The organism is Pseudomonas sp. LS2P72 (assembly GCF_054897865.1).
This window is the reverse complement of sequence record NZ_CM142708.1, coordinates 2,915,001-2,941,668: the sequence shown is the minus strand read 5'-3', so window position 1 is coordinate 2,941,668 and position 26,668 is coordinate 2,915,001. Positions and strand designations below refer to the sequence as shown.

At 58.9% G+C, this 26,668-nt stretch carries 19 protein-coding genes, 2 rRNA genes and 2 pseudogenes; 8 read left to right on the top strand and 15 right to left on the bottom strand.

The genetic code is table 11. From position 1 onward, the window contains the following. Nucleotides 1–7: 7 nt before the first annotated feature. The 5 genes from ACYZUA_RS13505 to ACYZUA_RS13485 form a co-directional block, all read right to left on the bottom strand. Nucleotides 8–1,846, bottom strand: coding sequence for an amidohydrolase (locus ACYZUA_RS13505; protein WP_461963479.1), 1,839 nt, complete (start codon nucleotides 1,844–1,846; stop codon nucleotides 8–10). Beyond that, entirely contained in the window at nucleotides 1,843–2,436 is a 594-nt protein-coding gene (locus tag ACYZUA_RS13500; RefSeq protein ID WP_461963478.1) for an antibiotic biosynthesis monooxygenase, read from the bottom strand. Before ACYZUA_RS13500 ends, ACYZUA_RS13505 begins: the two co-directional genes overlap by 4 nt. Further along, on the bottom strand, nucleotides 2,429–2,845 hold the full coding sequence (locus ACYZUA_RS13495; protein WP_461963477.1) for a DoxX family protein: 417 nt from the start codon (nucleotides 2,843–2,845) through the stop codon (nucleotides 2,429–2,431). Before ACYZUA_RS13495 ends, ACYZUA_RS13500 begins: the two co-directional genes overlap by 8 nt. 392 nt (nucleotides 2,846–3,237) lie before the next feature. After that, nucleotides 3,238–4,158: a LysR family transcriptional regulator gene (locus ACYZUA_RS13490; protein WP_461963476.1), complete on the bottom strand. Its 921-nt coding sequence runs from the start codon at nucleotides 4,156–4,158 to the stop codon at nucleotides 3,238–3,240. Between the two features lie 42 nt (nucleotides 4,159–4,200). Further along, entirely contained in the window at nucleotides 4,201–5,187 is a 987-nt protein-coding gene (locus tag ACYZUA_RS13485) for an MBL fold metallo-hydrolase (RefSeq protein ID WP_461963474.1), read from the bottom strand. 207 nt (nucleotides 5,188–5,394) lie between these two features. On the opposite strand from ACYZUA_RS13485, the gene ACYZUA_RS13480 reads away from it, so the two are divergent. Continuing rightward, entirely contained in the window at nucleotides 5,395–5,835 is a 441-nt protein-coding gene (locus ACYZUA_RS13480; protein WP_461963473.1) for a helix-turn-helix domain-containing protein, read from the top strand. Nucleotides 5,836–5,978: 143 nt separating this feature from the next. Here ACYZUA_RS13480 and ACYZUA_RS13475 read toward each other — a convergent pair whose 3' ends face one another. Beyond that, a complete protein-coding gene (locus ACYZUA_RS13475) occupies nucleotides 5,979–6,803 on the bottom strand; it encodes an alpha/beta fold hydrolase (protein WP_461963472.1) in 825 nt (274 codons plus the stop codon). Nucleotides 6,804–7,158: 355 nt separating this feature from the next. Between ACYZUA_RS13475 and ACYZUA_RS13470 the strand changes: the two genes are divergently transcribed. Further along, nucleotides 7,159–9,963 (top strand): ATP-binding protein, encoded by a 2,805-nt coding sequence (locus ACYZUA_RS13470; protein ID WP_461963471.1) that lies wholly within the window; start codon nucleotides 7,159–7,161, stop codon nucleotides 9,961–9,963. Here the strand turns inward: ACYZUA_RS13470 and ACYZUA_RS13465 are convergent. Both ACYZUA_RS13465 and ACYZUA_RS13460 read right to left on the bottom strand, forming a co-directional pair. Beyond that, nucleotides 9,928–11,412 carry an ATP-binding protein gene (locus tag ACYZUA_RS13465; RefSeq protein WP_461963470.1) on the bottom strand — a complete coding sequence of 495 codons (1,485 nt, stop codon included), beginning with the start codon at nucleotides 11,410–11,412 and terminating at the stop codon, nucleotides 9,928–9,930. The genes ACYZUA_RS13470 and ACYZUA_RS13465 overlap by 36 nt on opposite strands. Before the next feature lie 182 nt (nucleotides 11,413–11,594). Then, nucleotides 11,595–12,545, bottom strand: a pseudogene (locus tag ACYZUA_RS13460) (GlxA family transcriptional regulator). Between the two features lie 342 nt (nucleotides 12,546–12,887). On the opposite strand from ACYZUA_RS13460, the gene ACYZUA_RS13455 reads away from it, so the two are divergent. Further along, a complete protein-coding gene (locus ACYZUA_RS13455; RefSeq protein WP_461963469.1) occupies nucleotides 12,888–13,610 on the top strand; it encodes a pirin family protein in 723 nt (240 codons plus the stop codon). 337 nt (nucleotides 13,611–13,947) lie between these two features. Further along, nucleotides 13,948–14,904 carry an alpha/beta hydrolase gene (locus ACYZUA_RS13450; protein ID WP_461963468.1) on the top strand — a complete coding sequence of 319 codons (957 nt, stop codon included), beginning with the start codon at nucleotides 13,948–13,950 and terminating at the stop codon, nucleotides 14,902–14,904. A gap of 3 nt (nucleotides 14,905–14,907) precedes the next feature. Here ACYZUA_RS13450 and ACYZUA_RS13445 read toward each other — a convergent pair whose 3' ends face one another. Continuing rightward, nucleotides 14,908–16,722 carry an ABC transporter ATP-binding protein gene (locus tag ACYZUA_RS13445; RefSeq protein WP_461963467.1) on the bottom strand — a complete coding sequence of 605 codons (1,815 nt, stop codon included), beginning with the start codon at nucleotides 16,720–16,722 and terminating at the stop codon, nucleotides 14,908–14,910. Next, the gene (locus tag ACYZUA_RS13440) at nucleotides 16,719–17,738 is read right to left on the bottom strand and encodes an AraC family transcriptional regulator (RefSeq protein ID WP_461963466.1); all 1,020 of its coding nucleotides are present in this window, start codon (nucleotides 17,736–17,738) and stop codon (nucleotides 16,719–16,721) included. The genes ACYZUA_RS13445 and ACYZUA_RS13440 overlap by 4 nt, the downstream gene beginning before the upstream one ends. A 165-nt stretch (nucleotides 17,739–17,903) precedes the next feature. Here ACYZUA_RS13440 and ACYZUA_RS13435 point away from each other — a divergent pair, with 165 nt between their 5' ends. The 3 genes from ACYZUA_RS13435 to ACYZUA_RS13425 all read left to right on the top strand — a co-directional run bounded on the left by ACYZUA_RS13435 (nucleotide 17,904) and on the right by ACYZUA_RS13425 (nucleotide 19,965). Then, nucleotides 17,904–18,755, top strand: a complete 852-nt coding sequence (locus ACYZUA_RS13435; protein WP_461963465.1) for a 3-hydroxybutyryl-CoA dehydrogenase — start codon at nucleotides 17,904–17,906, stop codon at nucleotides 18,753–18,755. After that, nucleotides 18,742–19,344 carry a TetR/AcrR family transcriptional regulator gene (locus tag ACYZUA_RS13430; RefSeq protein ID WP_461963464.1) on the top strand — a complete coding sequence of 201 codons (603 nt, stop codon included), beginning with the start codon at nucleotides 18,742–18,744 and terminating at the stop codon, nucleotides 19,342–19,344. The genes ACYZUA_RS13435 and ACYZUA_RS13430 overlap by 14 nt, the downstream gene beginning before the upstream one ends. Nucleotides 19,345–19,551: 207 nt before the next feature. After that, complete coding sequence (locus tag ACYZUA_RS13425) at nucleotides 19,552–19,965, top strand: VOC family protein (RefSeq protein ID WP_461963462.1); 414 nt, start codon at nucleotides 19,552–19,554, stop codon at nucleotides 19,963–19,965. A gap of 168 nt (nucleotides 19,966–20,133) precedes the next feature. Here ACYZUA_RS13425 and ACYZUA_RS13420 read toward each other — a convergent pair whose 3' ends face one another. The 3 genes from ACYZUA_RS13420 to ltrA all read right to left on the bottom strand — a co-directional run bounded on the left by ACYZUA_RS13420 (nucleotide 20,134) and on the right by ltrA (nucleotide 22,558). Continuing rightward, nucleotides 20,134–20,436: a group II intron maturase-specific domain-containing protein gene (locus ACYZUA_RS13420; RefSeq protein ID WP_461963461.1), complete on the bottom strand. Its 303-nt coding sequence runs from the start codon at nucleotides 20,434–20,436 to the stop codon at nucleotides 20,134–20,136. After that, nucleotides 20,436–20,828, bottom strand: coding sequence for a hypothetical protein (locus ACYZUA_RS13415; protein WP_461963460.1), 393 nt, complete (start codon nucleotides 20,826–20,828; stop codon nucleotides 20,436–20,438). The genes ACYZUA_RS13420 and ACYZUA_RS13415 overlap by 1 nt, the downstream gene beginning before the upstream one ends. A 308-nt stretch (nucleotides 20,829–21,136) precedes the next feature. Further along, complete coding sequence (gene ltrA, locus ACYZUA_RS13410) at nucleotides 21,137–22,558, bottom strand: group II intron reverse transcriptase/maturase (protein WP_461959972.1); 1,422 nt, start codon at nucleotides 22,556–22,558, stop codon at nucleotides 21,137–21,139. 558 nt (nucleotides 22,559–23,116) lie between these two features. Between ltrA and ACYZUA_RS13405 the strand changes: the two are divergent. Further along, nucleotides 23,117–23,402, top strand: a pseudogene (locus ACYZUA_RS13405) (hypothetical protein). 73 nt (nucleotides 23,403–23,475) lie between these two features. Here the strand turns inward: ACYZUA_RS13405 and rrf are convergent. Together rrf and ACYZUA_RS13395 are read right to left on the bottom strand one after the other, a co-directional pair. Then, a 5S ribosomal RNA gene (gene rrf, locus ACYZUA_RS13400) occupies nucleotides 23,476–23,591 on the bottom strand. Between the two features lie 169 nt (nucleotides 23,592–23,760). Continuing rightward, nucleotides 23,761–26,652: ribosomal RNA gene (locus ACYZUA_RS13395) — 23S ribosomal RNA — on the bottom strand. Between the last annotated feature and the right edge of the window lie 16 nt (nucleotides 26,653–26,668).

Sequence of the window (26,668 nt, the reverse complement as noted above, 5' to 3'; positions counted from 1 at the left end):
TTGATCGTCAGAACGCGAAGCACGAGCAGCCAAACGCGCCCCAGAAACCTGCGAAATCGCTGACCGGCGCATTCGACAACCGCGCCTTTTCATGGCTATGGGAATGCACGCCGCACGGCCCGCTGCAATGGTGAACCTGCGCCTGCATCGGTGAGGCCGGACGCCAGTGCCCCGGCACTTTCACCACCGGCGACCAGTCCGGAAGCACCGGTACGCTGGCCGGCCCGAGTTTTTCGAAGTCACCGGCGGCGTACACCACCTTGCCGCCGACCACGGTCAACACCGACTCGATCCACTTGATCGCTTCTTCGTCGACGCTGAAAAAATCCGCGCTCAAGGCTGCGACGTCAGCCAGTTGGCCGACCTTGATCATGCCTTTCTTGCCCTGTTCGGAAGAGAACCAGGCGCTACCGTGGGTGAACAGCTCCAGTGCGGTTTGACGAGACAAGCCCTCGGCATGCAGTTCCAGGCCACCGACCGTGCGGCCGCTGACCATCCAGTACAGCGAAGTCCAGGGGTTGTAGCTGGACACTCGCGTGGCATCGGTGCCGGCGCCGACCGGTACACCTTCGGCCAGCATGCGTTTGATCGGCGGGGTCGCTTCGGCGGCTTTGGCGCCGTAACGCTCAACGAAATATTCGCCCTGGAATGCCATGCGATCCTGAATCGCGATACCGCCACCCAGCGCCCTCACCCGCTCAATGTTCTGCGGTGTAATGGTTTCGGCGTGGTCGAAAAACCACGGCAAACCGTTGAACGGAATGTCGCGATTGACCTTCTCGAACACGTCGAGCATGCGGCTGATGGATTCGTTGTACGTGGCGTGCAAACGGAACGGCCAGCGCTGCTCGACCAAGTGGCGCACCACCGGCTCCAGTTCGTCTTCCATGGTTTGCGGCAAGTCCGGACGCGGCTCAAGGAAATCCTCGAAATCCGCCGCTGAAAACACCAGCATTTCCCCGGCGCCGTTATGCCGCAGGTAATCGTCGCCTTGATGCAGGGTCACGCTGCTGGTCCAGTTTTTGAAATCGGTCAGCTCTTCCTTGGGCTTCTGGGTGAACAGGTTGTAGGCGATGCGAACGGTCAACTGCTGGTCCTTGGCCAACTGCTCGATCACCTGATAATCGTCCGGATAATTCTGGAAACCGCCGCCGGCATCGATGGCGCTGGTCAGGCCGAGACGGTTGAGCTCGCGCATGAATTGGCGGGTGGAGTTGACCTGATACTCCAGCGGCAACTTCGGCCCCTTCGCCAGGGTCGAGTAGAGGATCATCGCGCTGGGCCGGGCGACCAGCATGCCGGTCGGTTCACCGTTGGCATCGCGCACAATCTCGCCACCCGGCGGGTTCGGCGTGTTGCGGGTGTAACCAGCCACGCGCAACGCGGCACGGTTGAGCAAGGCGCGGTCGTACAAATGCAGAACAAATACCGGGGTATCCGGCGCGGCCTGATTGAGTTCTTCGAGGGTCGGCATGCGCTTTTCAGCGAACTGGAATTCGTTCCAGCCACCGACCACACGCACCCATTGCGGCGTCGGCGTGCGGTCGGCCTGATCCTTGAGCATGCGTAGCGCGTCGGCCAGTGAGGGGACGCCTTCCCAGCGCAATTCGAGGTTGTAGTTCAAACCGCCACGGATCAGGTGCAAGTGCGAGTCGTTGAGGCCGGGAATGACGCAGCGACCCTTGAGATCGATGACCTGCGTGCCCGAACCGCGCAGGGCCATGGCGTCGGCGTCGGTGCCGACAGCGACAAAGCGACCCTCGCTGATCGCTACAGCGCTGGCGCGTGGGTTTTCACGATCAACGGTATGAAATTGGCCATTGAATAAAATCAGATCGGCGTTCATCGCGTTTCCTTGGGCTGAGTGGAAGAGGACAGCCAGGGCGCGAACAACCGCGTCGCCATCGGCATGAACAGGTACACCACCGAAACGACGATGGTCAGCGTGATCAGGAACGTGGCGACCACGTAATTGGACAGGAAGGTACTGAGCTGCAGCAGCGGCCCCCAGATCAGCGGCACCAGCAAGGTGTGCGGCAAAATCACCAACAACGTCACCACGGCCTGCTTCCAGCGCGGCGGTGGCGGCGATGCGGCATCGGCTTGCGGCGCGAACCAGAACTCGTTGACCGGATTGACCTCGGTCTGGTCGCCGTCAGCGAGCATCGGCGTGGCTTCGTTGACCAGTCCCAGCCGTTGCGGCGAATCGAGCCAGCGCTGCATCGATTCGGTCGAGCAGAAGCGCAGCACGCAGGTGTACAGATCAAGACCGGCACTCTTGCCGCGAATCACATCGACGCCCAAGTGCCCTTCCTGCTGCCCGGCAATCCTGACAATGTTGCGCAACCAGGCTTCGTAGGGCACTTCAAACCCCGCCTTGACCCTGTGCTTGATGACCAGTGTCACGACTTCCTCGAAACGATTGGATTCAGGCATAACGCAAAGCTCCAGGGAAACGGACATTGAGCGCCAGCCGTCCCGGCCCGGCGATAAGAAGGCTGGTGAACAACATCATCAGCAGCCAGCCGAACTGCCCTTCATCGAGGCTCCATTGCGGATGCACAATCAACAGCGCGATCAGCAGCACCGCCAAAATCGGCAGACACGCCAGACGCACCAGCACCCCGACGATGATCAGCAGCGGGCACAGCACCTCGGCGAAAATCGCCAGCATCAGCGTGACGTTCGCGCCCAGGTGGAAAGGGTCTTCGATGACTTGCAGTTGAGCGTTGTAGTTAAGCAGCTTCGGCAAACCGTGCACCCACAGCAGAAACAAACCACCGCTGACCCGCAAAAAAAACAGCCCGAAATCTTGGGCTCGTTCATCCCATCGCGAAGTGTTCATGGGCAACCTGCACTAATGAAAAACCACCGACAGCAATGTGCCGGAACGTCATTCGATAGTGCCGGTGCGGGGAAGGGAAAAATTGGATGTGTGTGCTCTTTTTGTGGATGAGCCCGGCGGTACGATCCACCGCAGATCCCTTGTAGGAGCGAGCCGGCTCCGGGCGGCGTTCCGACGATAGCGGTGGGTCAGGCAATATCAATGGCAATGACACATCGCCTTCGTCGGAACGCCGCCCGGAGCCGGCTCGCTCCCACAGTTGGACTGGGTACATCAGGATATAAACAGGTCGGCTGTCAGGCCGTCTTCGCGGGCAAGTCGGATCGCCGTACCGCTCGCTCCTGCAGGGAATCGGGCAGGCGGGAATGTGGTCGGCCCGGAGGTCGCCACGTTCAAGCCGAAATCGGCAAAGGCCTCGACATGAACTCACTGATCCGCGACCGCAACCACCGCTCTGCCGGATCGTTGTCATGCACCCCGCTCCAGGCCATCGACAGCTGCGCCGCATCGATGGGAAACGGTGGATCTTCAGCCCGCAACGCACACCCTTCAACCAGCGCGCACGCCGCATAATCAGGCACGGTGGCGATCATTTCAGTGCCGGCAAGCAACGCGCGCAACCCGCTGAACTGCGGCATGCCCAATACCACGCGGCGACTGCGGCCGACCTTGGCCAGATCCAGATCGATGTTGCCGCTCAGGTCGCCGGAGAACGACACCATGGCATGCGGTCGTTCGCAATATTCGTCGAGCGTCAGCGGTCCCGGTCGTTTGTCCCCACGCAGCACTTTGCAGGGGATGTCCCGCAACTTCTTACACTTCGCATTCGCCGGTAAATCCGTGGTGTAGCTCACCCCCACGGAAATTTCTCCCGAGGCCAGCAATGCCGGCATCAACAGATAGTTGGCACGACGCACCACCACGACGATCCCCGGCGCCTCGTCCTGCAATTGCCGCAACAACGGCGGAAACAAACCGAACTCGGCGTCGTCCGACAGGCCAATGCGGAACACATCGCAGCTTGTGGCGGGGTCGAACTCTTTAGCTCGGCTCACCGCCCCGGAAATCACATCCATCGCCGGTTGCAGCTCCTTGAGAATCGCCAGCGCGCGCGCCGTAGGCTCCATCCCGCGGCCATTGCGCAACAGCAGCGGATCGTCGAACAGATCCCGCAACCGCCCCAGCGCCGCGCTCACCGCCGGCTGCCCCATGAACAGTTTTTCAGCAACACGGGTGAGGTTTTTTTCGAACATCAACGCTTCGAAAATCACTAACAGGTTCATGTCGACGCGGCGCAAATCGTTACGGTTCACAGGCAGATTCCTCGTGTTGAGCCAGGTACCAAGCGTTGGATTTCATTCGATCAGCGGTACGTTGGCCGCACGTTTGTAAGGACCGTACTCCACCGGTATCCATTGGAAATGCTGACCTTGCGCCGCGATATGGCCGATGCCCGGAAACGGCAAGTGCGCCGCCGTTATCCAGGTTTTGCTTGCCGCTGCATCGCTGAAAACCTTGGCGCGACTCTTGATCGCTTGCTGACTGTTGACGTCAAAGCCAATCGACACTTCAGGATGCTCGAACTGCACCGCGAGGTTATGCACCAGGTCGCCCATGAACAAAATGCTCTGCCCCTGCGAGGTGAAACGGTACGTGGTGCTGCCCGGCGTGTGGCCGGCTTCCAGCGCCGCGTCGACCACGCCGGGCACTGGCGACTGACCAGCACCGAAGGTCTTGAAACGTCCTTCGGTCACATACACCGCGGTCGAGTCCTGGGCGATTTTGAAGTACGGCTTGGCACCCTCGGGCGCCTTGGCGAGGGCCTGGGGATCAAGCCAGTAATCGGCTTCTGCCTTCGCCGCAAAAACCGTGGCGTTGGCGAAAATCGGTTTCTGTTGGCCGTCGACCAGTCCGCAGACATGGTCCAAATGCAGGTGGGTCAACAAAATCGTATCGACCTGCGATGGCTCATAACCGGCGGCTTTCATATTGTCTGACAGCATCCCGGCTGTAGCACCAATGCACTGACCGGCGCCGGTATCGACCAGGATCAATTGCTTGCCAGTGTTGATCAGAAAGGCGTTGAACGCGGTTTGTACGCCCGGCGTTTCGATCGAGCGGCGAGCCAGCAGCGCGCGGATCTGACTTTGGCTCAGGCCCTTGAGCAGTTTGGGCGACAGATCGTTGTAGCCGTCGAACAACGCCGTCACCTCGTAATCGCCCACCGCCAACCGGTAGTAACCCGGCACTTGTGTGCCGACTTGCGCCGGTGCCTGAGCCGAAGAAATGCCGGACGCCAGCGCTACCGCGAGCCCCAGCGCGCAAATCAGAGAATGTTTCATGCCACCACCTTGGTCGAGTCAGAAGAGCGGCCACGCACAACGCCGCCAGATGACGTCGATTTTGCATGGCTCGCCCCCGTAGAAATTGCAGCAATGTGCTGAGTTAGCGCCGTTGGTTGCCACCTGCACGGACGGAATTAACAACGTTTAACTCGCCTGCCAGAGCCCTGCGGCCAAAAATGAAGCTCACCGACACGGACATTTGTCATGGCCCATTCTCAGCAAAACGTCGCCCGTGCGACGGCCCCTGAAACGCGAAAGAAAAACGCCGGCGGCCTGACCCCGTGGCGCGAAAGCCTGGCCAAGCAACTGATCCTCGAGCGTCTTGGTGAAACCGTTGAAGTGACCGAACTGGCCCGCGCTTGTGCTCTTTCGCGCAGTCATTTCTCCCGCGCGTTCAAGTGCAGCACCGGGCTCTCACCTCAAGACTGGATTCGCAACCAGCGCATCGCCCGCGCCAAGCAATTGATCCAGAGCTCCGACCTGACGCTGACGCAAATCAGTCTCGAATGCGGCTTCTGCGATCAGGCGCATTTCTGCCACATCTTCACTCGCAATGAAGGCATCACTCCGTTTGCGTGGCGTTGCCGCGCTGTGCGCGCCCTGCCCCAACGCCCCGCCTACACTGCTCAACTTAACGCGCCGTAAACCCGCTTTCCTGTAGCAGCTGTCGAGCCCCGGCGAGGCTGCGTTTTCGAATTTTGCGACTGCTTCGTCCGAATGCGGCCCAAACCGAACGCAGTCTCGCTAGGGCTCGACAGCTGCTACAGGGCTTCGGCCAGGGTTGACGCTTAGTCCTTCAAAAACGCCAACAGATCAGCGTTGAGCTGATCCTTGTGGGTATCCGTCAAGCCATGGGGAGCGCCCGGGTAGATCTTCAACGTAGATCCTTTCACCAGTTTTGCAGACGCAATGCCCGCCGCTTCGATCGGCACCACCTGGTCAGCATCGCCATGCACCACCAGCGTCGGTATGTCGAACTTCTTCAGGTCTTCGGTGAAGTCGGTTTCGGAGAACGCCTTGATGCAGTCATAAGCGTTTTTGTGGCCGGAGGTCATGCCTTGCATCCAGAACCAGTCGATCATGCCCTGGGATGGCTTGGCGCCCGGTTTGTTGAAGCCGAAGAACGGACCGCTGGCGAGGTCGATGTAGAGCTGCGAACGGTCGGCCAGGGATGCCTCGCGAATGCCGTCAAACACTTCGATCGGCAGGCCTCCGGGGTTGGCTTCAGTCTTGAGCATCAGCGGCGGCACCGCAGAAATCAGCCCGGCCTTGGCCACGCGCCCGGTACCGTGACGACCAATGTAGCGCGCCACTTCGCCGCCGCCGGTGGAGAAGCCAAACAGCACGGCATCCTTCAGGTCCAGTAACTCGATCAACTGCGCCAGGTCATCAGCGTAGGTGTCCATGTCGTTGCCGGTCCAAGGCTGGCTGGAGCGACCATGACCGCGGCGATCATGGGCGATCACCCGGTAGCCTTTGGAGGCAAGGAAGATCATCTGCGATTCCCAGCTGTCGGCGTTCAACGGCCAGCCGTGGCTGAAGACAATAGGCTGACCGGTGCCCCAGTCCTTGTAGTAAATCTCGGTGCCGTCTCGGGTCGTGAACGTACTCATGCGATGTCTCCTTAGCGAGTGTTGGGGTGTATCAAACCGGTGAGTGGCTTCCGGCGTCCTCATGACATGTTTAACCCCTGTAGGAGCTGTCGAGTGAAACGAGGGGGAGTTTTGAGCGTAGACCAGACTCAGGACGAGTTAAACGTTGTTAATTTTCCCTGGCGCGCCAAAAGCCTCAGCGATACCTTCAAGAGCGCTGCGCCCAATAAGTACGGAACTCATGAACTGGGGCCGCAAACCGATGGTCCAGGCGGACATTGCAGAGTCATCCGGCCAGCACATTTGCGCTGCCATAAAAATCTGAGGAATATGCTCGCAAACCGCGTACCAGACGGCTGCAAGCAGGAGTGACACGTTGACCCTTTCCCCCGAACACGCTATCCATTTCGGCCCTTACCGGATCTATCCCGGACAACGTCTGGTCATGGAGGCCGACCAGCCGCTGCGCCTGGGTCGGCGTGCCATGGACATTCTGTTGATCCTTTTGGAACACGCCGGGAAGGTGGTCAGCAAACAAACGCTGATCGCCGGGGTCTGGCCCAAAAACGTGGTGGAAGACATCAACCTGCGGGTGCACATGGCCGCATTGCGCAAGGCCCTCGGTGACGGCCAGGCCGGCCAGCGTTACATCGTCACCGTGGCGCAGCGCGGGTACAGCTTTGTGGCGCCCTATTCGCTGGAGCACATCGAGCACCCTCCGGGGAGCGAAGCGCCCGCGCCGAGCGGTCACAACCTGCCCGTTCGGCGAACCCGCATGATCGGTCGCCAGTCCCTCGTCGATAGCCTGATGGTCCAGCTGTCACGCCAGCGTTTCATTACCCTGGTCGGCCCCGGCGGAATCGGCAAGACCACCGTGGCCCTGCGTGTCGCTGAACAACTGATCGGGCGCTACCGGGATGGCATTCGTCTGCTGGACCTGGCGCCGATCAACGATCCGTCGATGATCACCGTTCACCTGGCGACATTGCTCGAACTGTCCTTGCACGACGCCGAGCCAATGAGCGGCCTCGCCGCGTTCCTGCGCGACCGGCAAATGCTGCTGGTGATCGACAACTGCGAACACTTGCTCGACGCCATCGCATTGCTGAGCGAGAGCATCCTGCGCGCCGCGCCACAGGTGCACATTCTGGCCACCAGCCGTGAGAGTCTGCGCGCCGAAGGTGAATGTGTTCAGCGCCTGGAGTCGCTGGACTGCCCTCCCCCCATCGCCGTACCAAACCGCGCTCAGGCCCTTACATTTTCCGCCCTGCAGTTGTTCGTCGAACGCGCGATGGCCAGCCACGACAGCTTCGAGCTGACCGATGACGAGCTGCCGCTGGCAATTGAAATCTGCCGGCGTCTGGACGGTATTCCACTGGCGATCGAATTGGCGGCCGCGCAAGTCAGCGGCCTCGGATTAAGCGGCTTACTGACCCAACTCCAAGGCAGTTTTCGCCTGCTCACCCAGGGTTGCCAGACCACGCTGGGCCGACACCAAACCCTGCGTGCCACGCTGGACTGGAGCTTCGAGCTGCTGAGTGCCTGCGAACAAACCTGTCTGCGCCGACTGGGAGTGTTCAGAGGCGGATTCACCCTGGAATCGGCAGCGGCGGTGATCGTTGGCGAACACATCGAACCGCAGGCAGTGTTTGGCTCGATCACGCAACTGGTGGCCAAATCGCTGCTGAACGTGGAAGTGGGTGACGAAGAGGTGTTCTACCGATTGCTCGACACCACCCGCAGCTATGCCCTGGAAAAGCTCGACCAGGCCGCCGACCTGCCCGATACCCGCAAACGTCACGCCGAACGCTGCCTGACGTTGATGAATCAAGCCCAGCACGAGTGGGAGCTGGTCCCGACACGCACGTGGATCGAGCGTTATGCGCGCAATCTGGAAGACATTCGTTCGGCCCTCGACTGGGGCTTGAACGCACAAGGACCGCAAGCATTGGCGATCCGCCTGACAGCCACTTCCACGCCGCTGTGGCAGGAACTGTCGTTGCTCAAGGAGCACGGTATGTACGTGCGCAGGGCGCTGGCACTGCTCGATGCAACGTCCGATCCCTGCCCGCAGCTGAAAATAGCCCTGCATCTGGCCCTCGGCAGTTCTTGTTATCACACTCAGGGTGGCACGGCGGAAACCATCGAGGCTTTCGTAAGCGCCAGAACCCTGGCCAAACAGTGCAATGATTTGGCCGGTCAGTTGCGGGCGGTGTCCGGGCATATGGCGGTCAACCTCTGTTGCGCCAACTATCAAATGGCCCTGGAACAGAGCCGGCAATTCGATCGGTTGGGGCTGCACGGCGATGCGGTGGTGTCCCTCAGCACGCATCGCTTGCGAGTGCTGGCGTTGCACTTTGCCGGGGACCAGCAGCAGGCGCGGATGAATGCCGAACAGGTCCTTCAGCGCATGACCCAGAGCGGCCATCTCAACCGTTTCACCTACGGTTTTGGCGTGCACTACGATCAAAGCGTCGCCGCCCTGACGATTCTGGCGCGCATCCTCTGGTTGCAGGGGCACCCGGAACAAGCCTGGCGCACCGCCCGGCAAGCGCTGGACATTGCGATCCAGATCAACCACGGCACATCCATCTGCTACACCCTGGCGCTGGCCGGTTGCCTGATCGCTCACTACAACGGCGATACCCGTACCGCTCGTGAACTGTTGCGCCTGCTGCTGGAACAAGCACAGAAACACTCGGTGCTGCTGTTCTACACCTGGGCCCGGCACTATGCGCAGGTGATTGACCGCGCCGAGGCGCACTTGCCTCTTCAACCAGGCGTGGGGCTGATCAAGGACATCATGGTCACGTTGGATAGCGGCTTCGTCGATGACGCCCTGTTGCAACGGGCCGACACCGGTACCGCCGGCTGGAGCACAGCGGAAGTTCTGCGCGCCCGGGCTGATGCGCTGCTGGCCGAGGATTGCCCACTGAAAACCGAAGCGGCCGAGGCCGTGCTGATCAGGGCATTAAACGTGGCGAAACATCAGGGCGCCCTGGCTTGGGAACTGCGAAGCGCCACCTCGCTGGCGCAACTTTGGCAGCGTCAGGGCTTGTATCAGCAAGCACATGAGCTGCTGGCACCGATCTACCATCGGTTCACCGAGGGATTTGCTACACCGGACCTGAGCAAAGTCCGTCGATTACTCGACGAGCTCCATGGGCAACTGCGCGCCTGAGACCCAGCGCGCCCGGCTGATGTAGTGCGAATAGCGCCGCTCAAACACCCGCAGATGGCCGCTGTGTTCGAGCTTCTCAAGGGCATACGTGCGCGTGATGTTGAGTAAGCGATAACGGGTTGTGCCGTTGACCTGATCCATCGAAAGCAACGATTTGGCGACCAATCGCTTCACCAGGTCCGCCAGCTGATCGGGCTTCAGCTCCACGCAACTGCACACGCCAATCGCGGCATCGAGGGTGAAGGACATTTTCAACACCGACAGGCGCTGCAACACGGTTTGTTCCAGCAGGCTCAGCCGCTCATAGCTCCAGTCCAGCGCAGCTTTGAGCGTCTGATGTCGGGGTACCGCCGTGCGCCGGCCGTGGGTCAGCAGCTGAAGACAGTTATCCAGCTGAGCTTGCAAACCGACCAGCGCCAGCGCGTGGATCTGCGCTGCTGCCAGTTCTATGGCCAGTGGCAACCCATCGAGCCGCCGACAGATTTCGCGGACTGCCTGGAGGTCTTGTTCGCGCAAGGCAAACCCTTGTTGACGGGCTCGGGCACGACTGACGAACAGCTGCACCGCCGAATACCCCATGGCTTCGGCGACACTGTGCAACGCCGACACGGGCGGCACCGTCAGAGACGGCACACGTTGGACCGTTTCCCCTGCTGCCTGCAAAGGCTCGCGGCTGGTCACCAGAATGGACAACCGAGGCGCCGACATCAGCAAATTCTCGACCAGGGTTCGGCAGTTTTCCAGCAGGTGATCGCAGTTATCGAGCACCAGCAACGTGTGCCGGTTTGCCAGCCCGTCCAGCGTCGTGCCGATCTCCCGTTCAAGGGTCTGGGTCAGACGATCGACCATTCGCATTGGGTGATCGATCGCCGCGAAATCAACCAGCCACACGCCATCTTCATAGTGCTGCAATAGCAGTTCGGCGACACGCACCGCCACCGTGGTTTTGCCGACGCCGCCGGGGCCAACCAGCGTCATGAAACGCCGAACCGGCAACTGCCGGACGAGACTGCCGACCATCGAATCCCGGCCGGTCACCGGCGTGAGTCGTGCAGGCAAGTTGTGCTGATGTTTTTGAATGGTCTCGATCAAGACCTGCGTGCCCGCGGACGCAGGCTGCACCGGGGCGATAAAGCTATAACCGCACTGGGGAATGTTGACGATGTAGCGCTGGCCATTCTGCCCGTCGCCAAGCGCCCGACGCAGGGCCGCAATGTGCACGCGCAGGTTGATTTCCTCGACCACGGACGTCGGCCAGACGTGAGCAATCAGTTCGTCCTTGCTGACGACGTTGCCGGCGCGCTCGACCAGCACCTGGAGAATATCCAGTGCCCGACCGCCCATGCGCAGCGGTCGATCACCGTCAAGGATCAGCCGTTGCCGCAAGTGGAATGCATAGGGGCCGAATCGCAGCACCGCATCGCTGTTTAAATCTCTGAGGCTGTTCATGCACATTCACGTGCTGAAAACCTGGCCGGCTCACAGTGCAGCAACATCCTTGCACCCGCCTTCCAGGCTCCCGCACCTCCATTGCCAAGCGTTCAGGCTATCTTGGCAGGCATCAGTGACGGTACAACTGCCACGGTGGGAGCGTCACAGCCATCACGGTGCGCATAACGGACAAGAAGGCTCTAGCTGAACTGTTCGCGGTATTGGGTCGGGGTCAAACCAAGCTTTTCACTGAACAGAAAACGCATGTGCCGCACGCTGCCGAAACCACTTTTGAAGGCCACGGTCTTGAGCGGCAACTCGCTGGTTTCCAGCAGATTCCTGGCGCAATCAATTCGCGCGCTTTGCAGAAACTCCATGGGTGTCATGTTCACTTCCCGGGCAAACGTCCGGGCGAAGTGCCGCGCACTCATGTTCGCGAGGCTGGCCATGCGTTCGATGCTGAAGGCTTCATCGAGGTGTTCGAGCACATAGTTCTGCACGCGAGTGATCGGCGTTTCCTGAGGTGCGACAGCGGCCATCAACGGACTGAACTGCGCTTGCCCACCCTGCCGCTTCATGACCACCAGCAATACCTTGGCAACGTCCTGGGCGACCTTCTTGCCATGGTCTTCAGCGACCACCGACAGTGCCAGATCGATGCCGGCAGTGACGCCGCCGGAGGTGATGAGATTGCGGTCCTGCACGTAAATCTGATCGGTCTCGACGGTGGCCTCGGGAAAGCCCTAGATCAGGCGTTCGGTGTAGTGCCAGTGGGTGGTGACGCGATAACCATCCAGTAAACCGGCATGTCCCAGCACAAACGCACCGGTGCAGATCGAGCCGTAGCGCTCGGCGCGACCGACCGCGCCTTTGAGCCAACACAACAACGGTGGATGTTTTTCGTTGTAGGCCCCCGGCCCACCCGGCACCAGCAACAGGTCAAACGCCTGATCCGCCTGATCGATGTGCAAATCGGCCTGGACGCTGACGCCGTTGGAGGCACGCAATGCACCATGTTCGGTGCCGATGGTCGACAGTTCGTAACAATCATCCGCTGCCAGATATCGATTGGCGATGGAAAACACTTCCATCGGGCCTGCCATGTCCAGCAGGAGAAAGTCCGGGAACAACACCATAGCCACGGTTTTCATGGGTTCAAAATCACTGAAATTAAAAAATAATACTGGCTAAACACGGAACCTGTGGGAGCGAGCCTGCTCGCGATGACGGTTTCACATTCAAAGGTGATGGTGCCTGTATGACCGCTATCGCGAGCAGGCTCGCTCCCACAGGGTTTAGTGCCAGGGATAAAGGATGCTGTGCATTATGGCCAAATGTGGCATCAGCGTCGGAGAAGAATACGTGATCGCCAGTCGATTACTGTCAACCTCAAAGGGACAGTATTTACGCTTCCATCTACTTATTGCATCAGCCAGTAACCATTAACCTTCTCCTCACTCGGACGAATCAACGTCCCCACAGGAGATTTCATCATGCTGACCCTTCGCAAAGCTTCCGATCGCGGCGCGGCCAATCACGGTTGGTTGAAGTCGTTCCATACCTTTTCTTTCGCCAACTATCGCAACCCGAAAGAGCAGGGTTTTTCCGATTTGCTGGTGATCAACGATGACCGGGTTGCCGCCGGTAAAGGTTTCGGTCAGCACCCGCACCGCGACATGGAGATTTTCTCTTATGTGCTCGAAGGTGCTTTGGAACACAAAGATACCCTGGGCACTGGCTCGGTGATCCGCCCTGGGGACGTGCAGTTGATGAGCGTCGGCAGCGGCGTGGCGCACAGCGAATACAACCACTCGACCACCCGGCCGGTGCACTTCCTGCAAATCTGGATCGTGCCGGAGGTCAGCGGCGCCAAACCGCGTTATCAGCAAGAGCACTTCAGCACGCAGAAGAAACGCGGCCGTCTGCAACTGATCATCTCCCCGGACGGGGCGAAGGGTTCGCTGAAGGTGCGTCAGGATGCACGGGTGTATGCCGCGTTGATCGACGGCAAGGAAAGCGCAACGCTGGAATTGGCCGCCAATCGCTATGCTTATGTGCATGTGGCCCGCGGCAGTGTTGAACTCAACGGCATGCCATTGCAGGAAGGTGATGGTGTGAGGGTTCGCGATGAACAGGTACTGGCCCTGAGCAACGGCGTAGATGCCGAAGTGCTGGTGTTTGACCTGCGGCCCCAGGAGCTGCCGGAAATGCCATAAAGATCAAGAGATCGCAGCCTCGTTTCACTCGACAGCTCTACAGGGATTTGCGTACACCTGTAGGAGCTGTCGAGTGAAACGAGGCTGCGATCTTTAGCTTTAGTCCCGAGTGCCAGAAAACACACGGCTTTAAAGATTCATGGCCAGGACGCCGCTTCGCGAGCAGGCTCGCTCCCACATTGGAATGCGTCCCCCTGTGGGAACGAGCCTGCTTGCGATGAGGCCCTGAGCATCACTGGCTGATCCGGGCCATTCATACGACTGTCGAATTTATCCCCACCGTTCCCCACCCTTCTGTTAAAACCCGAGCTTTCCTTTTCATCCTCCGGACCCCTGCATGTTTTCGAATGTGATGAGCCGCTTAAGCCGACGCTGGCTGCCGCTGCTGTGCATGGCCGTGCTGATCGTCGGCTTGCCGGTGAGCTGCGGCGTGCTCAAGTACACAGAGCGCGAGCTGCTGTTTCGTATCGAGCCGGGCAACGCTGGCTGGTATCGCGGTCTGCCGCAGGACGTTCAGGAATTCGACATCAAGCCCGCCAGCTTCAAGGCCGGGCAAAGCCTGCATGCCTGGTGGTGGCCGGCCGCGCGTCGAGATGCGCCGTCGATCCTTTACCTGCACGGTGTGCGCTGGAACCTGACGGGCCAGGCGCTCCGCATCGAGCAATTGCGCGCCATGGGCTATTCGGTACTGGCCATCGACTACCGCGGGTTTGGCCAGAGCAAGGGTGATCTGCCATCGGAAGCCAGTGTTTACGAGGACGCGCGAGCCGCCTGGGAGCGCTTCACCCAGATGCAACCGGACGCCAACAAGCGCCTGATCTACGGCCACTCCCTCGGTGGCGCGGTGGCTATCGATCTGGCTGCAGACCTGGCCGCACAGGCGAAAAAGGACCATGGTGTGGTGCCGGTGCGCGGCCTGGTGATCGAGTCCACCTTCACCTCGCTGGGCGATGCCGTGGCACAAGTGGCCGACAGCAACCTGCCAGTGAAATGGTTGCCGGTGCGCTGGTTGCTGTCGCAGAAATTCGATTCCATCGACAAGATCGTCGACATCAACATGCCGTTGCTGGTGGTCCATGGACTGGCCGACCCATTCATGCCATCGCGGTTCAGCCAGCAGTTGTTCAATGCTGCCAACGAACCCAAGCACCTGTTATTGGTGCCCGGTGGTACGCACAACAACAGCATGAGCCGGGGCGGCACCCAGTATCGCCAGGCACTCGACGGTTTGATGAGAACTAAACCAACACAAATGGCCGGGCCGGCGGTGACGCGGGTTCCTCGGGAGTCTTGAAAGCTATCGGTAACCGCGGGCCTGCAAATCAAACAACTGCGCATATCGCCCGCCCGCCGCCACCAGACTGTCGTGATCGCCTCGCTCAAGGATCGCGCCCTGGTCCAGCACGATGATGTGGTCGGCATTGCGCACGCTGGAAAAACGGTGAGAGATCAGCAACGTCATCCGGCCTTCGGTGTGCTCACTGAAATGCTCGAACACCGCTGCTTCCGCCGCCGGGTCGAGTGCAGAGGTTGGCTCATCCAGAATAAGGATATCGGCGTTGCGCCGCATGTAGGCGCGGGACAACGCGATCTTCTGCCATTGACCGCCGGACAGCTCTTGTCCCCCGGCGAACCACCGTCCCAATTGCGTGGCGTACCCTCGATCCAACCCTTCAATGAAGGGTGCGGCCATGCCCTCGACGGCGGCGGCCTGCCAGCGCTGTTCATCGTTGAACGCCAGGGTGTCACCGACGCCGATGTTCTCGCCGACGGTAAATTGGTAGCGGATGTAATCCTGAAAAATCACCCCGATGCGCCGCCGCAGCGTGTCTTCTTCCCACGCTTGCAGATCGCTGCCGTCCAGCAGGATACGTCCCTGATCAGGACGGTACAGTCGCGTCAGTAATTTGATCAGCGTGGTCTTGCCCGAACCGTTCTCCCCCACCAACGCCACACTGTGGCCAGGCACAAGGTGAAGTTCGATGCCTTCCAGCGCGGGGCGACTGGCGCCCGGGTAACGGAAACCGACGTTCTCGAAACGCAGGCCATCGCCGGGGATCGCACCCACGGTGAGGCTGCCGGTATCGGCAACAACAGGCTCGGCCAGGTATTCATAGAGACTGGAGAGGTAAAGGCCATCTTCGTAGAGACCGCTGATGGCACTCAGGCTGCTGCTCACCGCCGTCTGCCCCTGCTTGAACAACACCAGGTACATGGTCATCTGACCGAGGCTGATATTGCCGTGGACGGTATCGACCACCACCCAGGCATAGGCCAGATAAAACGCGCCGGTGCCCAGTAGCCCGAGGACAAATCCCCAGCCATCTCGACGTAATGTCAGGCGCCGGTCTTCCGCATAGAGCCGTGCGAACGTGTCGCGATAACGCTTCAATAACAGCGGCGCGAAGCCGAACAGTTTGACTTCTTTGATGTAGCCCTCGTGGGAGAGCAGTGTCTCGATGTAATTCTGCTGCCGACTCTCCGGCGCGCGGCGAGTGAACAGTCTGAAAGCATCACCGGAAAAATGCGCTTCGGCGAAGAACACCGGCAACGCGCCGACCACCAGCAGCACCAGCGCCCAAGGTGAAAAATGCACCAGCAACACACCGAAGCTGATCAACACAATCAGGTTCTGGATCAGTCCCAACGACTTCATTACCAGCGCCAGCGGCCGGGTCGATGCCTCGCGGCGAACTCGAACCAGCTTGTCGTAGAACTCGGAATTCTCGAACTGCACCAGCGATAACGTCTGGGCCTTCTCCAGAATCATCGTGTTGACCTTCTGCCCCAACTGCACCCGCAACAGCGACTGCTGGACCGACAGCGCCCGCTGAGCCCCGGACAGCAACGCGAGCACGCCCGCTTCGAATAACACGTAACGCACGACCGGCCATAACGGCGCACTGCCTTGCTGCGCGTGCAACTGCATGGCGGAGACCACTGCATCGACAATCCGCTGCCCCAACCAAGCCGCCAGTGCCGGAAGCACCCCGGCGATCAGCGTCGCCAGCACCAACCCCAGAAACAGTCCGCGAGACGTTGCCCAGACCAGCAGCAAGGCGCGTCTCGCCTGGCCGAGTAACGAGGTGAAACGATCAAGAACAGGGGTCACTCCGTGAGCTCTCCCTGATACCTCGCCCGATACCGTCCCGGACTTTCCCCCGTCCACTTCTTGAACGCCCGGTGAAACGCGCTTGGCTCCTGAAAGCCAAGCTGTTCGGCAATATCGCTGATACTCGCCTTGCTCTGACGCAGTTGCTCAAACGCAACGCCACGCCGCACCTCGTCCTTGATTTCCTGATACGAACACCCTTCACGCTCCAGCTTACGGCGGAAGGTGCTGGGGCTCAGGTGCTGTTCCAGGGCAAAGGCCTGCAAGGTCGGCCATTGGCTGTAATGGCTGTTACGCAGGCGCTGATGGACCTGCGACGCCAGGCCGTGCTGATTGCGAAAACGGATCACCAGCCATTGCGGCGCGGTGCGCAAAAACACTTTCAATGAGGCCAGATCCTGAACCACCGGCAGACGCAGATAGTGACTGGCGAACTCGATTTCGGTGCGCTCGGCGCCAAAGGTCAGGTTCGGTCCCCAGAGCAAACGGTCATCACTGAGTGCCACACGTTCATGGCGGAAATCTGCGCGGTCGATGGGGATGCGCCGCCCACCCAGCCAGCAGAGCAGACTGATCATCAACACCAGAAACGTCTCCTCGCCCAAACGACTGACGTCGCTGTTTGGCGAGTGGTTCTGCAGGCTGATCACCGCACGTTTTCCGCGCACCGTCAGCGTGCCGCGAAAGTCGTGGAGGAATAGCGCGAAATTGGCCAGGCACTGGCGCATGGCTTTGTGCAGGTCAGGTTCCTGAATCAATGCCCGGCAGATCAGGGCGAAACCGCCCGGCGGCATGCCATGGGAGTCGAGCCCGAAGAACTCATCGTTGAGCTCGCGGATCTGAATCAGCCACAACGCAGCAAACGCACTCGCCGGTACACGCGCGGTGGGCTGCGCCATCAACGCCGGATCGATGCCGGCCTGTTCCAGCGCAGCCCTCAGACGTTGCGGATTATCTCCCAGCCCATGGATCATTGCCTGCACGAAGTAGGCGGAAACCGAGTCCTTTTCCCGCATGTGAACGCTTCTCTCCCCATCACCCGAATGGCAAAAAACACCAGTGCCGTTGAACAGTTTCGGCATAGGACAACCGCCCCGCCGGCTCTAGACTCGCGGCCAATAGTACGCCTTCGGCCACTACGGCGGCCAAGGTATCGCGGGATTTGATCGGAAGGACAGAACATGAATCTGCAAAACATTGGCGTGATCGGCGCAGGCACCATGGGCAATGGCATTGCGCAAGTCTGCGCCTTGGCCGGTTTTACCGTGACCTTGCTCGACATCTCCGAGAGCGCCCTGCAAAAAGCCATCGCCACCGTCGGCAAAAACCTCGATCGGCAGATCGCCAAGGAAACGCTGACGCAAGAGCAAAAACTCGCTGCCCTCGACAAGATCCGCACCAGCACCGATTACAGCAGCCTGCAGAACGTGCAACTGGTGATCGAAGCCGCGACCGAAAACCTCGAGCTGAAACTGCGCGTGCTGCAACAGATCGCCGCGCAGGTCAGCGACGATTGCGTGATTGCCTCCAACACGTCTTCGCTGTCCATCACCCAACTCGCTGCCAGCGTGAGCCAGCCTGAGCGCTTCATCGGTCTGCACTTCTTCAACCCGGTGCCGGTGATGGGCCTGATCGAGGTGATTCGCGGTTTGCAAACCAGCGACGCCACCCACGCCCTGGCACTGGACATGGCGACCACTCTCGGCAAAACCGCGATCACCGCGGGCAACCGTCCGGGTTTCGTGGTCAATCGGATTCTGGTGCCGATGATCAACGAAGCGATCCTGGTGTTTCAGGAAGGCTTGGCCAGTGCCGAAGACATCGACGCCGGCATGCGCCTGGGCTGCAATCAGCCGATCGGGCCGTTGGCGTTGGCGGACCTGATCGGTCTGGATACCGTGCTGGCGATCCTCGAAGCCTTCTACGACGGCTTCAACGACAGCAAATACCGCCCTGCTCCACTGCTCAAGGAAATGGTCGCCGCCGGTTACCTGGGACGCAAAACGGGGCGTGGCTTCCATGCCTATGCCTGAGCGTTGCTCGCGCTTTGCCGAGTACCGGGACAAGGTGCTGGAGCTGTTCGCCTGCAAAGGTTTCGGACAGGTCGGCATGCGAGAGCTCGCGACGTGCCTGGGGCTCGCCCCCGGCTCGTTGTATCACCATTACCCCAGCAAGCAGCACTTGCTCCTCGACCTGATCGAGGAGTTTTACGAAGAGCTGCTGGCAACCTTGGGGCGGATCGAACAAAAGGCGCCAGCAAAACGCGACAAACTCCATGCCCTTATCCAAGCGCATTTGAATCTGCATCAGGAGATGCCTTGGCATTTTCGTCTGACAGAGCGGGACAGCGGCTGCCTGAATGAAGAGCAACAGGAACGGGTTCGGCAGCTGCGCGAGCAATACGAGCGCAAATTGTTGCTGATGCTAGGGGTCCAGTCCCGCTTCAGTGAACAGGGTTTGCTGGCCGCCGGACATGCAATCGCAAACCTACTCAACAGCGCACCCGGCTGGTTGGCGCAACATTTGATGGATGAGCGAGAGCGCGTTGAACTGTTGGAGAGTCTGGTGAGTGGAGCGATCGAACGTTTGCTGCGCCCCGCAGCTCCACGGGCAGTAGCTTGAGGACCCAAGACGATATCCCCCGTGACCGTGGATCGTTACCCAGGCACCGGAAGGCATAAGCCATAAGCCACGCCGCTTCAATAGAAAAAACATCTAAACGATTCCTGCCAATCACGACATCTAACGCTTTGCTAATGGGAGCCCAATCACTGCGGAGCCGGAGGTGAATTCAGCCTCCCTCCGCTTCTTCGTTACCGGGAGCAAAGCATGAAAATCAATCCCTACCTGATCTTCAACGGCGACTGCAAAGCCGCCTTCACCTTCTATGCCCAAAGCCTGCCAGGCCAGATCGAAGTCATGATGACCTTCGGCGAAAGCCCCGCGCGCGAGCACTTTCCGGCGGACTACCACAACCTGATCATCCACACCCGTCTGCTGGTAGGCGATCAGGCGATCATGGGCTCGGACACAACACCTGATCGCCCCACTGACGAAATGAGCGGCTGTTCGGTTTCGTTGAACGTCGACAGTATTGCGGAAGCTGAACGGGTCTTCGCTGCATTGTCGGAAGACGGCAGCGTTCAAATGCCACTGGAAGCGACGTTCTGGGCAGCACGCTTCGGCATGTTGGTTGATCGGTTTGGTGTGTCGTGGATGGTGAATTGCGAAAAGGATCAGTGAAACTCACTTTCTCAAGATCGAGTAGGAGGCGGATTTACATCCGCCGTCCTCTCACCGTACGTAGGGTTCCGTATACGGCGGTTCAATTAATACACTGGAGTCGTTGCGCAGTGCTGCGCAACGAGACCAGCCCCATTTTGGCGAAGTACAACGTCGGTACTGCCTGATTCATGTGATGGGATGCCGAGTTCCACCAAGGCCCTCGCCCATTAACGCTCGATTGCCACGCTCGCTCGGGTCTAAGCCCAAGAGAGATAAGTCGTCGTTCTCGGGTCTTCGGGGTTTTCCACTGCCGCCAGAGCAGGCAACGTAATTTTCGACACAGCCACCAATCGAGTCGTCCAGTGTCCGCATGTTCGCGGTCAATCGGAAATAGTTCGCCCAACCTCGCAGTACGGGGTTTAGCACCTCGATGGTGTGCGGCAAGGACCGTCCTCGGCCCTTGCGCAGCAACTCACGAACTCGATCCATCAACCTGCGAAGACTTTCGGGTGCGTACTCTTTTGCCTTGGCCACCGCATCCAGCGCGCTTCTCTGTGGGCGAAAGCCAAAGCTGCCCTCGGAGAATGTCGACTCGAAAATCGGTTGCAGTACTTGATGGAGCGCTTGCTGGATGAGTCGATCACCACCGTGGGTACGCCGAGCGTTCTGACCCCGCCATTGGGCTTTGGAATGTCCACTCGGCGCACTGCCCGGGGCAGGTACTGATCTTCCAGCAGTGCCGTCTTCACACTTGACCAGTGCACCAACAGCCAGTCTTTCAGTTCCTCGACCGTCAGGCGATCAACGCCCGCTGCACCTCGGTTCTTCAGAACTCGCTTGTACGCCCGTCGCATGTTGCTGGGTTCGACCACCTCCTCCATGAGCCGGTAGTCCTCCGATTTCGTTCGCCCAGCTGTCGCCGCAACCTCAGCACTCTGCGGGCTTCCTTCCAGATTCCGTCCGACTCTGGCAGGCAGGCTTCCCACACTGGGAGCTTCTGCATCATCGTGGATTGTCGAGATCAGTCGTCCTACTCTCGGTATTAATCGTTCAGGCCTCCCTCTTGCCGGGTGTGCAGGGGACTTTCACCCCTTAGTGAGTGCGCCCTGCCGGGCACAATCGAGTAGGAGGCGGCTTCACAGCCGCCGTCCTCTCACACCACCGTACGTACGGTTCCGTATACGGCGGTTCAGGTTATGCGGCTAAGCCGGTTTATCGTATCCAGTATCGAGACCAACCCGAGTCGATCCCACAGCTTCTTCGGTAGCGCCTGATTCATATGCGACGCTCCCGAGTTCCACCATGGGCCTCGGCCATTGGTCGCCGATTTCCACGCCCGCGCCTCGTCGAGTCCCAAACGTATCAAGTTGCGCGCCCTCGTAGAGGGCCGCTTCCATTGACGCCAGATGACACAACGAAGTTTGTGACGCACCCATCCGTCCAGTTCCTCAAGTGGCCGCTTGCTCTGAGTCAGCTTGAAGTAGCCAGCCCAACCACGCAGTACGGGCGTTACTTGCTCGACGATATACCTCATTGAGCGAGCCCGTATCCGACGCAAGATTTCCCTGAGTCGATCGCGTAGGCGGTGCAGGCTTATGCTCGCTACCCTCAGCTTTGGCTGTTTATGCCAGCTCATCCCATAGCCCAAGTAGTCGCAGACCCAAGGCCGTGCTACGCAGCTCTTTTCCCGATTCAGCGTCAGTTTCAGACGCTGATTCAGGTAGCGCTCAACCCCAGCCAACACTCGCTCACCCGCACGACGACTGCGCACATAAATGTTGGCGTCGTCGGCATAACGCACGAAGCGATGGCCTCGCCGTTCCAGTTCGCGATCGAGTTCGTTGAGCAGGATGTTCGACAGCAACGGCGAGAGCGGGCCGCCTTGCGGCGTCCCTTCCTGCCGTCGGCTGACGAGTCCGCCCGACATCGTTCCCGCTTCGAGGTAACGACGGATCAGCGCGAGCACCCGCTTATCTTCGATTTGACGCGTCACGTAAGCCATCAGGACATCGTGGTTGACCCGATCAAAGAACTTCTCGAGATCAAGTTCCACGCACCAGCGGTGACCCGCTGCCACATGGTCCCGAGCGGTTTCGAGGGCTTGGTGGGCGCTTCTGCCCGGACGAAAACCGTAGCTGTAGTCCGAGAACAGCGGGTCGAAGATCGGCGTGAGCTGTTGCAGCAGAGCCTGCTGGATCAGGCGATCCACGACGCTGGGGATACCCAGCTGTCTTGTGCCGCCTTTGGGTTTGGGGATGTCGACGGCGCATACACCTTGCGGGTGGTACTCACCGGCCAGCAACCGATCCTTGAGGGTCGGCCAATACTGTTTTACGTAGCCCGCCAAGTCATCGACCGTCATGCCATCGGCACCCGGTGCGCCCTTGTTGCTGACCACGCGGTGATACGCACGCTTGAGGTTCGCCGGTGCAAGCACCCGCGCCATCAGCGTGTCCGGCTCCGCGTTCGTCCACGCCACAGACGCCGTCGATACCTCTGCCCTGTCAGCCGTCATCCTCGGATACTGTCCGGGACTCGGGGTAACAGTCTTCTCTGGGAGAAATTTCTGCATTTCGATACTCGACGAGACTCTGACGCCTACTGGCGGCATAACCTGTTCGGCCCTTGGTGACGTGGTTATTCGTCACTTACTACGGCCTCGGCTGACTTCTGCACGTTCATCCCGTCGCCTCTCGACGCTCGGTAGCACAGTGGCAAACGTGCAGATCTCCCAGGGTAATTCGCGCGACCTTCCTGCTTATGCCTGTCGGATTTACGTCACAGCGTTCCGTGCAAGTATTGGGCTTTGACGATTTGGGCCGTCTTACCCCGCTGCGCCGCCTCTATCCGCTTCCTGTTCGTCAGGCCAGCATTTTGCCTCGGGCTTCCTTCAGATTCGCAGTCACCCGCGACACCCTTGCCTCTGGCTAACACTTCCCCTTGCCGGGTGTGTAGAGGACTCTCACCTCCAAGTCACCAGCGTGGCCACCACAGCCAAACTGGTTGCGCTTACGCGCAACGCGCCATGCCTGGCGCACCCATGAAAAAAGCCCAACCTGGAAAGGTTGGGCTTCTGGCAACTGCCGGACCGTCTGCTACCGTCAACACGCTACCTCGTACAGCCGCGGATTGTTCGAAGGAACCTCACTATGCCTGCCCATGATGTGCCTTGGTCCACTCGTCTCAAACTTGGTCCACTCGTCTCAAACTGTCACTGCTGGCCGGAGGACTCACCGCCACTCTGCTCGCGCTGAGTGGGTGCGCCACCGTCGACGCCCAGACCACCGCCTATGTGGGCGTGGAGCATCCCGCACCGACGCTCGCCAGCGAGATCGTGGTGGTGGTCTACGACCATATCCAACCGGTTGGCGCCTATGTCAACGGTCCACTGTGGGCTCGCGACGTAAACCATCGAGGGTCGGAAGCTCAAAGGGACTGTGATCAAATACCGGTAATGTCCGCTCGCACTTTCCTGCGGACAAAACAAAACCCCTACCTGCATACGCAGATAGGGGTTTCGGAATTTAATCTTGACGATGACCTACTCTCACATGGGGAAACCCCACACTACCATCGGCGATGCATCGTTTCACTGCTGAGTTCGGGATGGGATCAGGTGGTTCCAATGCTCTATGGTCGTCAAGAAATTCTGGTACCGAGTCGTGGCCAGTCGGCCTCGCTTCAGCAAATCGGGTATGTGACAGCGGGTGTTTTGTGAGTCTCTCGAATTTTCGGTTCGTTGCGTCTTCACACACCGCAATCTGGTGCTCTTTCGCTTTTCAGCTCGAAGCCTGCAAATTGCTTGGGTGTTATATGGTCAAGCCTCACGGGCAATTAGTATTGGTTAGCTCAACGCCTCACAGCGCTTACACACCCAACCTATCAACGTCGTAGTCTTCGACGGCCCTTCAGGGGACTCAAGGTCCCAGTGAGATCTCATCTTGAGGCTAGTTTCCCGCTTAGATGCTTTCAGCGGTTATCTATTCCGAACATAGCTACCCGGCAATGCCACTGGCGTGACAACCGGAACACCAGAGGTTCGTCCACTCCGGTCCTCTCGTACTAGGAGCAGCCCCTCTCAAATCTCAAACGTCCACGGCAGATAGGGACCGAACTGTCTCACGACGTTCTAAACCCAGCTCGCGTACCACTTTAAATGGCGAACAGCCATACCCTTGGGACCGGCTTCAGCCCCAGGATGTGATGAGCCGACATCGAGGTGCCAAACACCGCCGTCGATATGAACTCTTGGGCGGTATCAGCCTGTTATCCCCGGAGTACCTTTTATCCGTTGAGCGATGGCCCTTCCATACAGAACCACCGGATCACTAAGACCTACTTTCGTACCTGCTCGACGTGTCTGTCTCGCAGTCAAGCGCGCTTTTGCCTTTATACTCTACGACCGATTTCCGACCGGTCTGAGCGCACCTTCGTACTCCTCCGTTACTCTTTAGGAGGAGACCGCCCCAGTCAAACTACCCACCATACACTGTCCTCGATCCGGATAACGGACCTGAGTTAGAACCTCAAAGTTGCCAGGGTGGTATTTCAAGGTTGGCTCCACGCGAACTGGCGTCCACGCTTCAAAGCCTCCCACCTATCCTACACAAGCAAATTCAAAGTCCAGTGCAAAGCTATAGTAAAGGTTCACGGGGTCTTTCCGTCTAGCCGCGGATACACTGCATCTTCACAGCGATTTCAATTTCACTGAGTCTCGGGTGGAGACAGCGCCGCCATCGTTACGCCATTCGTGCAGGTCGGAACTTACCCGACAAGGAATTTCGCTACCTTAGGACCGTTATAGTTACGGCCGCCGTTTACCGGGGCTTCGATCAAGAGCTTCGCGTTAGCTAACCCCATCAATTAACCTTCCGGCACCGGGCAGGCGTCACACCCTATACGTCCACTTTCGTGTTTGCAGAGTGCTGTGTTTTTAATAAACAGTCGCAGCGGCCTGGTATCTTCGACCGGCATGGGCTTACGCAGTAAATGCTTCACCCTCACCGGCGCACCTTCTCCCGAAGTTACGGTGCCATTTTGCCTAGTTCCTTCACCCGAGTTCTCTCAAGCGCCTTGGTATTCTCTACCCAACCACCTGTGTCGGTTTGGGGTACGGTTCCTGGTTACCTGAAGCTTAGAAGCTTTTCTTGGAAGCATGGCATCAACCACTTCGTCACCCAAAGGGTAACTCGTCATCAGCTCTCGGCCTTGGAATCCCGGATTTACCTAAGATTCCAGCCTACCACCTTAAACTTGGACAACCAACGCCAAGCTGGCCTAGCCTTCTCCGTCCCTCCATCGCAATAACCAGAAGTACAGGAATATTAACCTGTTTTCCATCGACTACGCTTTTCAGCCTCGCCTTAGGGACCGACTAACCCTGCGTCGATTAACGTTGCGCAGGAAACCTTGGTCTTTCGGCGTGGGTGTTTTTCACACCCATTGTCGTTACTCATGTCAGCATTCGCACTTCTGATACCTCCAGCAAGCTTCTCAACTCACCTTCACAGGCTTACAGAACGCTCCTCTACCGCATCACCTAAGTGATACCCGTAGCTTCGGTGTATGGTTTGAGCCCCGTTACATCTTCCGCGCAGGCCGACTCGACTAGTGAGCTATTACGCTTTCTTTAAAGGGTGGCTGCTTCTAAGCCAACCTCCTAGCTGTCTAAGCCTTCCCACATCGTTTCCCACTTAACCATAACTTTGGGACCTTAGCTGACGGTCTGGGTTGTTTCCCTTTTCACGACGGACGTTAGCACCCGCCGTGTGTCTCCCATGCTCGGCACTTGTAGGTATTCGGAGTTTGCATCGGTTTGGTAAGTCGGGATGACCCCCTAGCCGAAACAGTGCTCTACCCCCTACAGTGATACATGAGGCGCTACCTAAATAGCTTTCGAGGAGAACCAGCTATCTCCGAGCTTGATTAGCCTTTCACTCCGATCCACAGGTCATCCGCTAACTTTTCAACGGTAGTCGGTTCGGTCCTCCAGTTAGTGTTACCCAACCTTCAACCTGCCCATGGATAGATCGCCCGGTTTCGGGTCTATTCCCAGCGACTAGACGCCCTATTAAGACTCGCTTTCGCTACGCCTCCCCTATTCGGTTAAGCTCGCCACTGAAAATAAGTCGCTGACCCATTATACAAAAGGTACGCAGTCACCCAACAAAGTGGGCTCCCACTGCTTGTACGCATACGGTTTCAGGATCTATTTCACTCCCCTCTCCGGGGTTCTTTTCGCCTTTCCCTCACGGTACTAGTTCACTATCGGTCAGTCAGTAGTATTTAGCCTTGGAGGATGGTCCCCCCATATTCAGACAAAGTTTCTCGTGCTCCGTCCTACTCGATTTCATGACCAAGAGATTTTCGCGTACAGGGCTATCACCCACTATGGCCGCACTTTCCAGAGCGTTCCGCTAATCTCAAAGCCACTTAAGGGCTAGTCCCCGTTCGCTCGCCACTACTAAGGGAATCTCGGTTGATTTCTTTTCCTCAGGGTACTTAGATGTTTCAGTTCCCCTGGTTCGCCTCTTAAGCCTATGTATTCAGCTTAAGATAACCATCTTATGATGGCTGGGTTCCCCCATTCAGACATCTCCGGATCAAAGTCTGTTTGCCGACTCCCCGAAGCTTTTCGCAGGCTACCACGTCTTTCATCGCCTCTGACTGCCAAGGCATCCACCGTATGCGCTTCTTCACTTGACCATATAACCCCAAGCAA